Annotated in this window: 10 protein-coding genes and 1 pseudogene; 7 read left to right on the top strand and 4 right to left on the bottom strand. The window is 75.1% G+C overall.

Going from position 1 to position 14331, the window contains the following annotated elements:
• Positions 1 to 10: 10 nt before the first annotated feature.
• Positions 11 to 3307 (bottom strand): annotated as a pseudogene (gene fdh, locus ACI79E_RS08690) (formate dehydrogenase).
• A gap of 156 nt (positions 3308 to 3463) precedes the next feature.
• On the opposite strand from fdh, the gene ACI79E_RS08685 reads away from it, so the two are divergent.
• From ACI79E_RS08685 to ACI79E_RS08655, 7 genes are all read left to right on the top strand, one after another.
• On the top strand, positions 3464 to 6058 hold the full coding sequence (locus ACI79E_RS08685) for a putative bifunctional diguanylate cyclase/phosphodiesterase (RefSeq protein ID WP_456932123.1): 2595 nt from the start codon (positions 3464 to 3466) through the stop codon (positions 6056 to 6058).
• 215 nt (positions 6059 to 6273) lie between these two features.
• Positions 6274 to 7083 carry an MBL fold metallo-hydrolase gene (locus tag ACI79E_RS08680; RefSeq protein ID WP_456932122.1) on the top strand — a complete coding sequence of 270 codons (810 nt, stop codon included), beginning with the start codon at positions 6274 to 6276 and terminating at the stop codon, positions 7081 to 7083.
• The gene (locus tag ACI79E_RS08675; protein ID WP_456932121.1) at positions 7080 to 7709 is read left to right on the top strand and encodes a DedA family protein; all 630 of its coding nucleotides are present in this window, start codon (positions 7080 to 7082) and stop codon (positions 7707 to 7709) included. The genes ACI79E_RS08680 and ACI79E_RS08675 overlap by 4 nt, the downstream gene beginning before the upstream one ends.
• Entirely contained in the window at positions 7706 to 9856 is a 2151-nt protein-coding gene (locus ACI79E_RS08670; RefSeq protein ID WP_456932120.1) for a phage holin family protein, read from the top strand. The genes ACI79E_RS08675 and ACI79E_RS08670 overlap by 4 nt, the downstream gene beginning before the upstream one ends.
• An 85-nt stretch (positions 9857 to 9941) precedes the next feature.
• Positions 9942 to 10934 carry a glucosyl-3-phosphoglycerate synthase gene (locus ACI79E_RS08665; protein WP_456932119.1) on the top strand — a complete coding sequence of 331 codons (993 nt, stop codon included), beginning with the start codon at positions 9942 to 9944 and terminating at the stop codon, positions 10932 to 10934.
• Between the two features lie 130 nt (positions 10935 to 11064).
• Positions 11065 to 11574, top strand: a complete 510-nt coding sequence (locus ACI79E_RS08660) for a DUF5946 family protein (protein WP_456932118.1) — start codon at positions 11065 to 11067, stop codon at positions 11572 to 11574.
• Positions 11567 to 12262 (top strand): TetR/AcrR family transcriptional regulator, encoded by a 696-nt coding sequence (locus ACI79E_RS08655; RefSeq protein ID WP_456932117.1) that lies wholly within the window; start codon positions 11567 to 11569, stop codon positions 12260 to 12262. Before ACI79E_RS08660 ends, ACI79E_RS08655 begins: the two co-directional genes overlap by 8 nt.
• Before the next feature lie 16 nt (positions 12263 to 12278).
• On the opposite strand, the gene ACI79E_RS08650 is transcribed toward ACI79E_RS08655, so the two are convergent.
• The 3 genes from ACI79E_RS08650 to ACI79E_RS08640 form a co-directional block, all read right to left on the bottom strand.
• Positions 12279 to 12872 carry a TetR-like C-terminal domain-containing protein gene (locus ACI79E_RS08650; RefSeq protein ID WP_456932116.1) on the bottom strand — a complete coding sequence of 198 codons (594 nt, stop codon included), beginning with the start codon at positions 12870 to 12872 and terminating at the stop codon, positions 12279 to 12281.
• Positions 12873 to 13015: 143 nt separating this feature from the next.
• Positions 13016 to 13348, bottom strand: a complete 333-nt coding sequence (locus ACI79E_RS08645; protein WP_456932115.1) for a hypothetical protein — start codon at positions 13346 to 13348, stop codon at positions 13016 to 13018.
• 91 nt (positions 13349 to 13439) lie between these two features.
• Positions 13440 to 14327 (bottom strand): 1,4-dihydroxy-2-naphthoyl-CoA synthase, encoded by an 888-nt coding sequence (locus ACI79E_RS08640; protein ID WP_456922743.1) that lies wholly within the window; start codon positions 14325 to 14327, stop codon positions 13440 to 13442.
• Positions 14328 to 14331: the final 4 nt, after the last annotated feature.

Raw genomic sequence — 14331 nt, 5'->3', positions numbered from 1 at the left:
TGGACCACGGTCACTGCGTGGACCCCTCCCCCGCCGAGGCCTCGACCGGGTCGCGGCCGTTGAGGCCCACCCGCCCGGAGGGCACCCCGGCACGCCGCCGGTAGGACTCCACGAACTCCAGCAGCTCCGGCCCGCGGGGACGGCGTCCCGGCCGGATGTCGCAGGTGCTCGCCTTCGACTCCTGGATGTGGGTGTTCGGGTCGAGCACGATGCCCAGCAGGTCGTTGGCGGCGTCGCCGGTGGAGATGCCGCTGTAGGCCCAGTGGTAGGGCATCCCGATCTGGTGCACGACCGTGCCGTCCCGCAGCCGGATCGGCCGCATCCGCTCGGTGACCAGCACCTTGGCCTCGATCGCCGTGCGGGCGCTGACCAGCGTGGCGTACTCGCCGTTGCTCAGCCCGCGCAGCTCGGCCAGCTGCGGGCTCACCTCGACGAAGAACTCCGGCTGGAGCTCGGCGAGGTAGGGCAGCGTGCGGCTCATCCCGCCGGCCGTGTGGTGCTCGGTGAGCCGGTAGGTGGTCACCTGGAACGGGTAGACGTCGCTGCGCGTCGGGTTGCCCCGGTTCCACGGCCCCTCGATGTACTCCACCGTCGGGTTCGCCTGCTGCTTGTACAGCCCGTTCTCCACGACGGACTCCGCCGGCTCGTAGTGCGTCGGCAGCGGCCCGTCGACCAGCCCCGCGGGGGCGAACAGCCAGGCCTTGCCGTCGCCCTGCATGACGAACGGGTCGGTGCCGGCGATCGCGTCCTGCGCCCGCGCCCCCTCCGGCGGCACGTAGTCCGGCCGCTTCTCCGCCTCGAAGTCGGGGACGTCGTCCCCGGTCCAGCGGCCGGCCTCCTCGTCCCACCAGATGTACTTCTTGCGCTCGCTCCACGGCCGGCCCTCCGGGTCGGCCGAGGCGCGGTTGTAGAGCACGCGGCGGTTCAGCGGCCACGCCCAGCCCCACTCCGACGGGACCGGCCCCTGGTCGCGGTGCGACTTCTTCCGGGCGGCCTGGTTGACCTCGTCGGCGTAGACGCCGCAGTAGATCCAGCAGCCGCCGGTGGTGGAGCCGTCGTCGGCCATCTGCACGTAGGACGACAGCGCCCGCCCGTCGGGGCCGGTGCCGTTGATCTCCCGCAGCACCGCGGCCGCGCTCGGGTCCTGCGTCTCGCCCTCGAGCGGGTAGTCCCAGGTGAGCTCGAGCAGCGGACGGTCCCGCGGGTCGGTGGAGTCCTTGAGCCGCTCCCGCAGGATGCGGCCCAGGTGGTAGTAGAACCACAGGTCGCTGCGGGCGTCACCCGGCGGCTCGACCGCCTTGTGCCGCCACTGCAGCACCCGCTGGGTCTGGGTGAAGGTGCCCTCCTTCTCCGCGTGGGTCGCGGCGGGCATGAAGAACACCTCGGTGGCGATCGTCTCCGGCGCCAGCTCGCCGGTCTCGATCTCCGGCGCCTGGTTCCAGAAGGTCGCCGACTCGATCATCTGCAGGTCGCGGACCACCAGCCAGTCCAGGTTGGCCAGGCCGAACCGGTTCATCCGGCTGTTCGGGTGGCCGACCACCGGGTTCTCCCCGACCAGGAAGTAGCCCGACACCTCGCCCCGGATCATCGCCGCGATCGTCTGGTACGAGCTGTGGTCGCCGTCGATCTTGGGCAGGTGGTCGAAGCAGAAGTCGTTCTCGGCCGTCGCGGCGTCGCCCCACCAGGCCTTGAGCAGGCTGACCATGTACGACCGCTTGTTGCCCCAGAACCCGGCCTTGCCGGCCGCGTCGGCGCAGTACTCGTCCAGCGAGCCGTGCTGCAGCGCGTGCGGCATCGGCAGGTAGCCGGGCAGCAGGTTGAACAGCGTCGGGACGTCGGTCGAGCCCTGGATGCTGGCGTGCCCGCGCAGCGCCATGATCCCGCCGCCGGGACGGCCGATGTTGCCCAGCAGCGTCTGCAGGATCGACGCGGTGCGGATGTACTGCGCGCCGACGCTGTGCTGCGTCCAGCCCACCGAGTACACCCACGCCGTCGTCCGCTCGCGGCCGCTGTTGGCCGTCACCCACTCGGCCACCTTGAGGAAGACCTCGGGCTCCACGCCGCACACCTCGGACACCATCTCCGGCGTGTACCGGTCGAAGTGCCGCTTGAGGATCTGGAAGACGCACCGCGGGTGCTGCAGCGTCTCATCCCGCTTCGGCTTCGCCGGGATCGGCGGCCCGCCGCTGCCCGCGGCCTGCGCGCGGTCGGAGTGCCGGACGTCCGGGTGCTGCTCGGCCGCCTCCTGCTCGGCGGCCTCGGCCGGGTCGTCGGAGGAGGAGTGCGGCGCCTCCTCCGGCTCGTACTGCCAGCTGGCCTCGTCGTAGGTGCGGTTGGCCGGGTCGAAGCCGGAGAAGAGGCCGTCGAGGTCCTCGGAGTCGACGAACTCCTCACCCACCAGCGCCGCGGCGTTGGTGTACGCCGCGACGTACTCCTTGAAGTACAGCTCGTTGTCGAGCACGTACCTGATCAGGCCGCCGAGGAAGGCGATGTCGGTGCCGATGCGCAGCGGCACGTGCAGGTCGGCGATCGCGCTGGTCCGCGTGAACCGCGGGTCGATGTGCACGATCTTCGCCCCGCGGGCCTTGGCCTCGGTGACCCACTGGAAGCCCACCGGGTGGCACTCGGCCATGTTCGAACCCTCGATGACGATGCAGTCGGAGTTCGCGAGGTCTTCCAGGGTGTTCGTGGCACCGCCACGTCCGAACGAGGTCCCCAGACCGGGGACCGTGGCGGAGTGCTATATGCGCGCCTGGTTCTCGATCTGGATCGCGCCCAGGGCGCTGTAGAGCTTCTTCATGAGGTAGTTCTCCTCGTTGTCGAGGGTCGCCCCTCCGAGGCTCGCTACTCCCATGGTCCGGTTGACGCGCCTGCCCTGGTGCTCGTCCTGCCAGCCCTTGCGCCGGGCCTCCAGCACGCGGTCGGCGATCATCTCCATCGCCGTGTCCAGGTCGAGGTCCTCCCACTCCGTCCCGTACGGACGGCGGTACTTGACCGTGGTGACCCGGGTCGGGCTCGTCACCAGCTGCTTGCTGGCGCTGCCCTTCGGGCACAGCCGGCCGCGGCTGATCGGCGAGTCCGGGTCGCCCTCGATCTGGACGATCTGCTCGTCCTTCACGTAGATCCGCTGCGCGCAGCCGACCGCGCAGTACGGGCACACGCTCTGCACCACGCGGTCGGCGGTGGCCGTGCGGCTCACCACGTTCTCGGTCGCCTTGCTGCGGGCGGCCCTGCCGCGTCCCAGCGGGTCCGGGCCGGTGAGCTGCCGGAACACCGGCCACGCGTCTAGCCAGGTCTTCACCCCCAGGACTCTGCCACCACCGGGACGATCCGGCGCATCGGGGCGCGCCGCGTCCCTGGTCACCGGCCTGCACCCGGCCCGGCGTCCGGACCGCCGCCCCTTCCGGGTGACCCGGGGCACAGCCGCCTCCAGACCAACCGGACCGGTTCCGATACCTGGACCGTGACCTCCGCACGCGTCCCCCTCGGACCGGCCGCCCTCCTGGCGTCCCGGCCCCTGCGCGGCCGCACCGGCCTCCCCCTGGTCGCCGGGCTCGCCGTGGTCAGCTCCGCGCTCGCCGTCGCCGGCGCCCCGCTGCACGTCCTGGTCGCGACGGACGGCGTCCTCGGGCTGGCCGCCGCCGTCGTCCTCCTGGCCCTCGCCCGTCGCACGGTCACGCCGTCGGGCTGGCGCTGGTTCGCCGCGGCGGCGGTGATCACCCCGGTGACCGCTGCGGCCAGCTCCTGGGCCACCGGTGTGCCCGCCAGTGCCGTGCTCGGCGGCGGCCTCGGCCACCTGCTCACCGTGGTGGCGGTGCTGCGCCTGCGGGAACACCCCTGGCGCGGCGGCCGGGCCCAGCGGGCCACCGCCGCCCTGCTCTTCGTCGTCGCCACCCTGCTGGGCGTGCACGTCGTCCTGCGACCCGTGGCCGACCTCGCGCCGTCGGTCGTGTTCTCCGCCGCCGTCCACGTGTCGCCGGTCGTCGTCGCGGTCACCACCGCGGCCGCCCTGCTGTTCGTCGGTGGCGTCAGCTCCGAGCGGCGCCGGGTCGCCCTGCTGCTCGTCGGGGTGCAGTCCGCGCTGGCCTGCGCCGGCGTGGGCGCCACGCTCGCCTGGGGACTGGGCTCCCCGGAGCTCGCTGCCTGGGTGCGCCCGGTCATGGCCCTCGCCGTGCTCCTCCTCTGCACGGCCTGCCACCTCGACGTCCCCCGCCGCCCGCTCGGTGACCCGCGGCCGCCCACCGTCGGCGTCGTGGCCGCGCTGCTGCCGCACGCCATGGCACTCGTCGCCGGCACGCTGTTCCTCCTGCAGACCACCGTCACCGGGGTCGTGGACCGCTCCGACCTCGTCCTCGCGATCAGCGGCCTGCTGCTGGTCGCGGTGCACCAGGCCACGACCTGGCACACCCAGCGCCGGCTCACCACCGACCTGCTGAGCAGCCAGGCCTACTTCCGCACGCTGGTGCGGGGCAGCGCCGACCCCGTCGTGATCGTCGACGACCGGCTCCGCGTCACCTTCGCCTCGCCGGCCATCACCGACCTGCTCGGCCACCGCCCGGACGACGTCGTCGGCCGCTGCCTGGACGAGCTCGTGCACCGCGACGACACCGGCCCCGTCGTCGCCGCCCTCGGCGCCGCCGCCCCGAGCGGCCCGCCCGCCGTCCGCACCGCGCGGGTCCGGCACGCCGACGGCCGCTGGCGGCTCATCCAGGCCACCGTGCGCGACCTGCGCGACGACCCCGACGTCGGCGCGCTGGTCCTCTACTGCCGCGACGTGACGGGCACCGTGCCCGGCGCCGACGGCGACCCCGCGCTGGCCGAGCTCTGCCTCGCCGACCCGGCCACCGGGCTGCCCAACCGGACGGCGCTGGTCCGGCGGCTGGCCGCGCTGCGGCTCGAGGCGCCCGGGCGCCCGCGGGCCCTGGCGCTGCTCGGCGTCCCCGGCCTGGCCGCCCTGCCGCCCGAGGAGGCCGACGACGCCCTTCACGCGCTCACCGCCCGGCTGACCCGGGTGCTGCGCGCCGAGGACTGGCCGGCCCGCACCAAGGACGGCGACTTCGTCGTCGTCGCCTCCGGCAGCGTCGCCGACGCCGAGGTGCTCGCCGCCCGGCTCGTGACCGCCGCCGGCCCCGACCTCCGCCCCGCCGCGGGTGTCGCCGCCCTGCCCGACGACCTCGACCCGGGGGAGGCGCTGCGCCACGCCGACCTCGCCCGGCGCGCCGCCGGCCCCGGGCAGGTGCACCGGTACGACGACGCCGTGCGGGACCAGCGCGACCGCCGCGCGGCCCTGCGCGCCGACCTGGCCGGCGCCCTCGACCGCGGTGAGCTGCGCCTGGTGTTCCAACCGGTCGTCGACCTCGTGCTGCAGCGCACCGTCACCGTCGAGGCGCTGCTGCGCTGGCGGCACCCGGTGTTCGGGGAGGTCTCCCCCGCGGAGTTCGTGCCCCTCGCCGAGGAGTCGGCGCTGATCACCGAGCTGGGCCGGTGGGTGCTCACCGAGGCCTGCACCACCGTGGCGGCGATCCCCGGCGACGAGCTGGCCGTGGCGGTCAACGTGTCGGCCCGGCAGCTGCACGGCGGCTCGCTGGGCGCCGACGTCCTGGCCGCCCTCGACGCCAGCGGCCTGCCGGCCCGGCGGCTGTTCGTCGAGCTGACCGAGTCGATGCTGCTCGACGACGAGGCGGTGGTGGAGGAGCTCTCGGCGCTGCGGCAGCTCGGCATCCGGGTCGCCGTCGACGACTTCGGCACCGGATGGTCCTCACTGGCCTACCTGGTGGGCCTGCCGGTCGACGTCCTCAAGATGGACCGCCAGTTCCTTGCCGGCGTCGAGCACGACCAGCAGCGGCAGGCGCTGTGCCGGGCCGTGCTGCACCTGGGCGCGAGCCTCGGCCTGCCGGTCGTGGTGGAGGGCGTCGAGGGCGACACCGAGGCCGCGCTGCTGCGGGACATGGGGCACCGCTACCTGCAGGGCTTCGCGCTGTCCCGCCCGATGGAGGTGGCCCAGCTGGTGGCGGGCTCGTGGCCCACCGGTCTGCCGGCGGCTCCCGCCGTCCGGTGACCCGGGCTCTGCCCCCGACTCCCGGCGTCGATCATCGGATCGGTGCCCGCTGCGGCGGCGGGTCGTCGCGTGTCGCGTGCACCGATCCGATGATCGACACGGGCTGGGGCGCGGCGTGGGGCGCGGGGTGGGGTGCCCGCCGACCGGTGGTCAGGGTGTTCCCGGAGGGGGGAAACCGGTCCCGGGCTGTCACCGGTGAGGTCGATACTGGCGCGGTGGGCAACCCGGAGCTGCACTTCCTCGGCCACTCGACGGTGCGCGTCGAGCTGGCCGGGCACACGGTGCTCACCGATCCGCTGCTCACCGACCGCGTCGGCCCGCTCCGCCGCGTGGTCCCCGCGCCCGACCCGAGCACCTGGGCCGGCGTCGACCTCGTGCTGGTCAGCCACCTGCACGGTGACCACCTGCACCTGCCCTCGCTGCGGCTGCTCGGCCCGGACGTGCGCATCGCCGTCCCCCGTGGCGCCGGGGCGTGGCTGCGCTCGCGGGGCTTCCGGCACGTCGTGGAGGTGCTGCCGGGCGAGAGCTTCCCCCACGGCGCGCTGCGGGTCACCGCCGTCCCCGCCGACCACGCCGGCCACCGCTGGGGCCCGCGGCTGACCCACGGGCCCGACACCCAGGCCGTCGGCCACCTGGTCGAGGGCGACGGGCAGACGGTCTACGTCAGCGGCGACACCGACCTGTTCGACGAGATGCACCTGCTGGGCGAGCGCGGCCTCGACGTCGCGGTGCTGCCGGTGTGGGGCTGGGGTCCGACCCTCGGCCCCGGCCACCTGGACCCCGACGGCGCGGCCGAGGCCACCGCCCGGCTGCGCCCCCGGGTCGCCGTCCCCGTGCACTGGGGCACCCTGGCCCTCCCCGGCCACCGGGCCGTGCCGGGGCTGCGCGGCCGGATGCGCCCGCTGCTGAGCGAGCCGCCGCGCTCCTTCGCCGCCGCCGTCGCCGCCCGCGGGCTCGCCACGCACGTCGCGGTCACCGAGCCCGGGCGGCCGGTCGTGCTCCCCACCCCCACGGGGACGACGTGAGCGCGCTCGCGGCGTGGACCGACGGGTCGGCGATCGGCTACCCGGTGCTGTTCGGTGGCGTGCTGCTCGGGTCGATCGTGCCCGTCGTCCCCACCGGCGCGGTCGTCGGTGCGGGCGCGGCGTTCGCCATGACCGCGCACGAGCTGAACCTGCCGCTGGTGGTGCTCGTGGCCACCCTCGCGGCCTGGATCGGCGACGTCGTCACCTTCGCCATCTGCCGGTCCGGCGGGCCGGCGGCGGTGCGCTGGGTGGCCCGCGGCCAGCACGCGGACCGGATCGAGGAGGTCCGCGAGCAGTTCCGCCGGCACGGCTGGCAGATCGTCGTCGTGGGCCGGCTGCTGCCCGCGGGCCGCATCCCGGTGCTGCTGGCCGCCGGGGCCCTCGCCTACCCGTGGCGGCGGCTGCTGCCGGCCTCGCTGCTGGCCGCGTTCCTGTGGGCGGTGGCCTACGCGCTGCTCGGCGTGGTCAGCGGCGGCATCTTCGACTCCCCGCTCACCGCCGTCCTGCTGGCCACTGTGCTCGTGCTCGTCGTCGGCGCCCTGCTCAACCTGGTCGGCTCCCGCCGCCGCAGGCCGGCCCCGCCCGAGGAGCAGCCGGCCCAGCCCACCTCCTGCGGACCGGCATGAGCCGTCCCGTCCCCTCCGGCCGGGTCCTCCAGCGCGGCCGGACGCCGGCCCGCGTGCTGCTCACCTGGGCGGCCACCACCGGGGCGCTGGTGGCCCTCGACCGCTGGCTCGGCGACTTCACGATGACCTCGTGGTGGCAGCCGCCGGTCATCGCGCTGCTGCTGGGTCTGCTCACCGCGGTCGTGTGGCCCCTGGTCATGCGGATCGCCCTGCCCCTGGCCTTCTTCACCCTCGGGCTGGGCAGCTTCCTGCTGCTGGGGGCCGCGGTGCTGGGGCTGTCCTTCCTCGTCCCCGGGGTGGTCATCGAGAACCTGCGCACCGCGGTGGCGGTCGGCATCGGCATGGCCGCCGTCTCCGGGCTGGTCAGCAGCGTGCTGGCCATCGACGAGGACGAGCTGTTCTTCCGCCGCGCCCGCCGCCGCGCCCGGCCGGCGGCGCAGGACGCCCCGCGCCCGCCCGGCGTCCTCTTCCTGCAGATCGACGCGCTGTCGTACGACACCGCCCGCCGCGCCGTCCGCGACGGGTCGATGCCGAACCTGGCCGCCTGGCTGCGCGAGGGCAGCCACACGCTGACCTCCTGGCACACCGACTGGAGCTCCCAGACCGGCGCGGCCGTCTGCGGCATCCTGCACGGCTCCAACCACGACATCCCCGGGTTCCGCTGGTACGACAAGGAGCGCGACCGGATCGTCCGCGTCTCCTCCCCGCTCGACGCCGCCGAGATCGAGCGCGCGCACTCCGACGGCCGCGGGCTGCTCGCCGGCGGCGGGGCCAGCCGGGGCAACCTGTTCACCGGCGACGCCACGCACGTCAGCCTCACGATGAGCTCGCTGGCGCACGTCGTCCCGGCCACCAGCCGGCGTCCCCGCCAGGCGCGGGAGCGGGTCGGCTCGGGCTACTACGCCTACTTCGCGAACCCGGTGAACGCGCTGCGCACCATCGCCGTCTCGGCCGTCGACATCCACCGCGAGCTGGTCGCCGCCGCCCGGGAACGCCGTGACGACGTCCGGCCCCGGGTCTCCCGCGGCGGCATCTACCCGCTGGCCCGCCCGGGGACGACGGTCATCTCCCGCGACGTCGTCGTCTTCGCGCTGCTCGAGGACATGCTGGCCGGCCGGCCGGTCGCGTACGCGGACTTCCTGGGCTACGACGAGGCCGCCCACCACGCCGGGCTGGAGCGGGCCGACAGCCTGGCCGTGCTGCGCAGCATCGACCAGCAGATCGGCCGGCTGCACCGCGCGGCCCAGCTGGCACCGCGGGAGTACCACCTGGTGTGCCTGTCCGACCACGGGCAGACCCAGGGCGAGGCGTTCACCGCGCGCTTCGGGGAGTCGGTCGAGGAGCTGGTCGGCCGGCTGTGCGGCGGCCCGCGAGGGCTGGCCGAGCCGCACCTGACCGGCCCCCGGGACAGCCGCCGGCTCACCGAGCACTGGCAGGTGGGGGCGGCCCTGGCCGAGGGCGGCCCGATCGCCCGCCGGCTCCGGGAGCGGGTCGAGCGGGCCGAGGGCGTGCCGCACTCGCACGAGCTGCCCGCCGACCGGGTCGGGGGCGCGCCGCGGGTGGCGCCGGGGGTCGTGGTCGCGGTCTCCGGCCACACCGCGATGGTGTCCTTCGCCGACATCCCCGGCCGGGTCTCGCTGGAGGAGATCGAGCGGCACTGGCCGGGGCTGCTGCCGGGGCTGGTCGACCACGACGGCGTCGGCTTCCTGCTCGTGCACTCCGAGGAGTACGGGCCGGTGGTGCTCGGCCGCGACGGCGTGCACCGGCTCGCGGCGGGGCTGGTCATCGGCGAGGACCCGCTCGCCCCCTACGGGCAGCACGCGGCCGGGCTGGTGGCCCGCGCGTCGACGTTCCCGCACTGCGCCGACGTCGTCATCAACAGCCGCTACGACCCCGACACCGACGAGGCCTCGGCGTTCGAGCCGCACGTCGGCTCGCACGGCGGGCTGGGCGGGCCGCAGCAGCACGGGTTCCTCGTGCACCCGCGGTCGTTCCGGCCGCCCGGCGAGGTCGTGGGCGCCGAGGCCCTGCACCGGGTGTTCCGCGGCTGGCTGACCGACCTGGGTCACCCCGAGCCGGCCGGGGACGGCGCGGCCGTCGGCCCGCTGAGCGCGACCGCCCTGCGCCCCACCGGCGCGGAGGTGTGACACCGGGCGGGACAGTGGATGACGTGCACGTGAACTCCGTCGCGGGGCGTGGCGCCCGGCCGATCCCGTCCCGGAAGGTAGGGCGATGAGACCCGACGCGCGCGCCTGGTTCCAGCACCGCACGACCTCCGCACCGTCACTGGCCGCCCTGGACCTCCCCGCCCTGCTGCGCGCCAAGCGCCGCGGGCAGCACCGGGTGAGCGTCGTCCTGCCCGCGCGCGACGAGGAGGCCACGGTCGGCCGGCTGGTCACCGACCTGCGCGAGCACTGGGTCCTGGGCACGCCGCTGATCGACGAGCTGCTCGTCGTCGACTCCGACTCCACCGACGCCACGGCCCGCGTGGCCCGTGCCGCCGGCGCCGACGTCGTCGCCAGCGCCGAGGTGCTGCCGGGCCACGGCACCCGCCCCGGCAAGGGCGAGGCCCTGTGGAAGTCGCTGGCCGCCACCACCGGCGACCTCGTCGTCTTCCTCGACGCGGACCTGCTCGGTGACGTCACCCACTACGTGCCCGGCCTGCTCGCGCCGCTGCTCACCGACCCGCAGGTGGACTACGTCAAGGGCTGCTACACCCGCCCGCTCGAGGTGGACGGCGGCACCGTCCCCGCCGGCGGCGGCCGGGTCACCGAGCTGACCGCGCGGCCGCTGCTCAACGCGCTGTGGCCGGAGCTGGCCGGGTTCGTGCAGCCGCTGGGCGGGGAGTACGCCGGACGGCGGTCGGTGCTCGAGCGGGTGCCGTTCGTCTCCGGGTACGGGGTGGAGGTCGGCCTGCTGGTCGACCTGCTCGCGCTCGCCGGCCTCGGCGCGCTCGCCCAGGTCGACCTCGGCGTGCGGCGGCACACCTCCCAGAGCCAGGAGGCGCTCGGGCGGATGGCCGGGCAGGTGGTGTCCACGGTGCTGTCCCGCGCGGGGCAGCGCGGAGGGGCCTCGCTCCGGGACGACGCCGGCGGGCTGCTGACCCAGTTCCGTCACGACGGCTCCGGTTTCGTGCCGCACAGCACCCCGGTCGCCGTCGACGAGCGGCCGCCGATGGCGACGGTGCCGGAGTACCGCGCCCTCCACGCCGACGTCGTCGGCTGACGCCGGCGGGAGCACCGCAGCGAGCGCCGGCGAGCGAGGAGCGGACCGGCGGCGGGAGCCGACACATGGGCATCGTCGGCGGGAGCGGGTCGTCGAGGCGCCTGCCCGCGGGCTGCGGCACGATCGGGGGATGTCCTCCCCGCGGCCCACGAGCACCCCGCCCGGCCCGGACCCGGTGACCGTCCGCTGCCCGGGCTGCGGCTCGGTCCTCGCCCTGCCCCCGGGCGGGGAGGCGGCGGACACCGCCCCCGCCGCGGTCTGTGCCCGGCTGTTCGAGGAGACCGTGCGCGGGATCCGGGAGGAGGCCGCCGATCCGGCGGCGGCGAGCACCGTCGCTCTGGCCGACGACGCCTACGCCCTCCAGCACCCCGACGGCGACCCGCGGGCGCTGCGGGCCCGGCTGGGCAGCCTGTCCACCCGGCTGGCCGCCCGGCCCGTCCCTCCCGACGCCGTGCCGCCCACGCAGTGGCGGACCACGATCGCCGACGTGGCGGCCGACCTCGACGTCATCGACCTGTCCGTGCTGGTCGAGGCGTGGGCGCGCGCCGTCCTCGCCGACTGGACCCGGACGGACGCCGCCGTGGCGGGCCGCCCACCCAGCGATGCCTACGGAACGCAGTTACGCTCGCACGGTGAGTGAGCTCAACGACCGCCGTGCCCGCAAGAAGGCCCAGACCCGAGCCCACATCCGGCAGACCGCCCAGGACCTCTTCGCCGAGCGCGGCTTCGACGCCGTCACCATCGCCGACGTGGCCGCGACCGCCGACGTCGCGGTGCAGACCGTCTTCAACCACTTCTCCACCAAGGAGGAGCTCTTCTTCGACGGCCACGCCGAGTGGGTGGCCGGGCCCGCCGAGGCGGTCCGCGCCCGCCCGGCCGGGGTGGCTCCCCTCGAGGCGCTGCACGAGTACCTCACCGACCGGGTGGGCCTGCACGTCCGGTCGCTGACCACCGCCGAGGGCCGCGCCCTCGTGGCCACCCTGGAGGCCTCCCCCGCGCTGCGCGCCCACGAGCGCGAGCTGCACCACCGGTCGATGGCAGTGCTGGCCGAGGCGCTGCAGGAGGCCTGGGAGTCCGACGGCGGCGCCCCCGAGATCGCCGCCGACCCCTGCACGGTCGCATCGATCACCGCCTCGGTGTGGCTGGCCGCCGTCCGCACGCTGATCAGGGAGCAGCGCCGCGCCGTCGGCGAGGCCGCCGGGGCCTGCCCCCACCAGCGGGACGGCGGCGCCGCGGCCGCCCGAGCCGTGGCCGACCGGGTCTTCTCCGGCCTGGTCCGGGCGATCCCCACCACGCCGGCCGCGCCGCTGCTGAGCCGCACCGGCTGAGCAGCGCCCCGCCGCCTCAGACGGTGGCGTCCTCGCACGAGGGCTGCAGGATCGGCAGCAGCACCTCGTCGACGACCCGGCGCAGCTGCTCGGTGCTCATGACGCCGCTGCCCGAGGTGAACCGCTGCCACCAGAAGGCCTCGAGCACCGAACCGAGCAGCGCCAGGCGCGCCTCCGACACCTCGTCGCCGCGCTCGGCCTGGCGGGCACCCAGGGTGGCCACCGCCGCGGCCAGCGGCCGCACCAGCGCGTCGTCCAGGCCGGCCCGCAGGTCCTCGTCGTGCCGGGCGGCCCCGACCAGACTGGCGGTGGCCCGCTCCTCACGGTCCAGCGGCCGCCGCCAGCGGTCGACCAGGGCGGTCAGGTCGTCGCGGAGCGAGCCGGTGTCCGGGGGCACCCGCACCAGGGTGAACCGGCCCACGGCGTGCCGGGCCATCGCGGCCATGGTGGGCCAGCGCCGGTAGATGCCGGCCTTACCCGCCCGGGCACGCGCGGCGACGCGGTCGCTGTTGAGCTTCCCCCAGCCCTCCTCGGCGAGGATGTCGACGGCGACGGAGAGCAGCTGGTCGGAGAGTTCGGCGCTGAGAGGGCGCCCGGGGGTTCCCGTCACGCTGCGCCCCGTTCACAGGTGGAGTTCACCGCGACATCGTGGACGCTCAGTGGAGTGACCACAATGTCCAGGGCACGAAGTCACCCGGTTTTTCTTGAGACCCTCAACCTTGTGCGGGGAGCGCACGCCGTCCCGGCGCGGGATCAGGCGCCCGCGGCGCTCTCCACGTGCACCTGGAGGCTCGCGCCGTCGTCGGCCAGCCACCCCTTGCGCTCGGCGTAGGCCACCATCCCGTCCCACTGCTGCGCCCAGTCCTCGGCACCGGCCTGCGGCTCGGCGGCGGCCCGCAGCGCCGCGACGTCCAGGAACCCGGTCTCGGCGTCCTGCAGCCGGCCCAGCCCGGCGTCACGCAGCACCTGGTCGGCCTCCTCGTCGGTCACCGCCCCCAGCGCCAGGTGCAGCTTCGTCAGGTCGTCGACGTCGACCACCCGGACCTCGGGCAGCTCGTCGGCGCCCCCCACCACCTCGACGATCACCAGACGGACCCCCTTCTCCCCAGCCCTCGCACGCCCGCGCCGGGACCCGGGAGGGCCACGACGCCGATACCGTTGGCGTCCGGCGAGCTGCCTAAACGTGCCAGGGGAAGCGGGAGAAGTCGGGGTCGCGCTTCTCCAGGAAGGCGTCCCGCCCCTCCACGGCCTCCTCGGCCATGTACGCCAGGCGGGTGGTCTCACCGGCGAACAGCTGCTGGCCGACCAGCCCGTCGTCGATGAGGTTGAACGAGTACTTGAGCATCCGCTGGGCCGTGGGGCTCTTGGCCACGATCCGCCGTCCCCAGTCCAGCGCCGTCGCCTCCAGCTCGGCGTGCGGCACGACCTTGTTGACCATCCCCATCCGGTGGGCGTCCTCGGCGGAGTACTCGTCGCCCAGGAAGAAGATCTCGCGGGCGAACTTCTGGCCGACCTGCCGGGCGAGGTAGGCCGAGCCGAAGCCGCCGTCGAAGCTGCCGACGTCGGCGTCGGTCTGCTTGAACCGGGCGTGCTCGGCGCTGGCCAGGGTGAGGTCGGAGACGACGTGCAGGCTGTGCCCGCCGCCCGCGGCCCAGCCGGGGACGACACAGATGACCACCTTGGGCATGAAGCGGATCAGCCGCTGGGCCTCGAGCACGTGCAGCCGGCCGCTGGACCCCGCCGCGTGCTCGTACCCGTACCGGCCGCGCACCCGCTGGTCCCCGCCGGAGCAGAAGGCCCAGCCGCCGTCCCGGGGGCTCGGGCCGTTGCCGGTCAGGATCACGCAGCCCACGTCGGTGGACAGCCGGGCGTGCTCCAGCGCGGTGATCAGCTCGTCGACCGTCTGCGGGCGGAAGGCGTTGCGCACCTCCGGCCGGTCGAAGGCGATGCGGACCACGCCCGCGTCGACGGCCCGGTGGTAGGTCAGGTCGGCGAAGTCGAAGCCCTCGACCGGCTGCCACGCGGCGCTGTCGAAGATCTCGGAGACGTCGTTCCGGGCGGTCATCCCC

It is taken from the genome of Geodermatophilus sp. SYSU D00079 (assembly GCF_054050635.1).
This window is presented reverse-complemented; position numbering and strand designations above follow the sequence as displayed.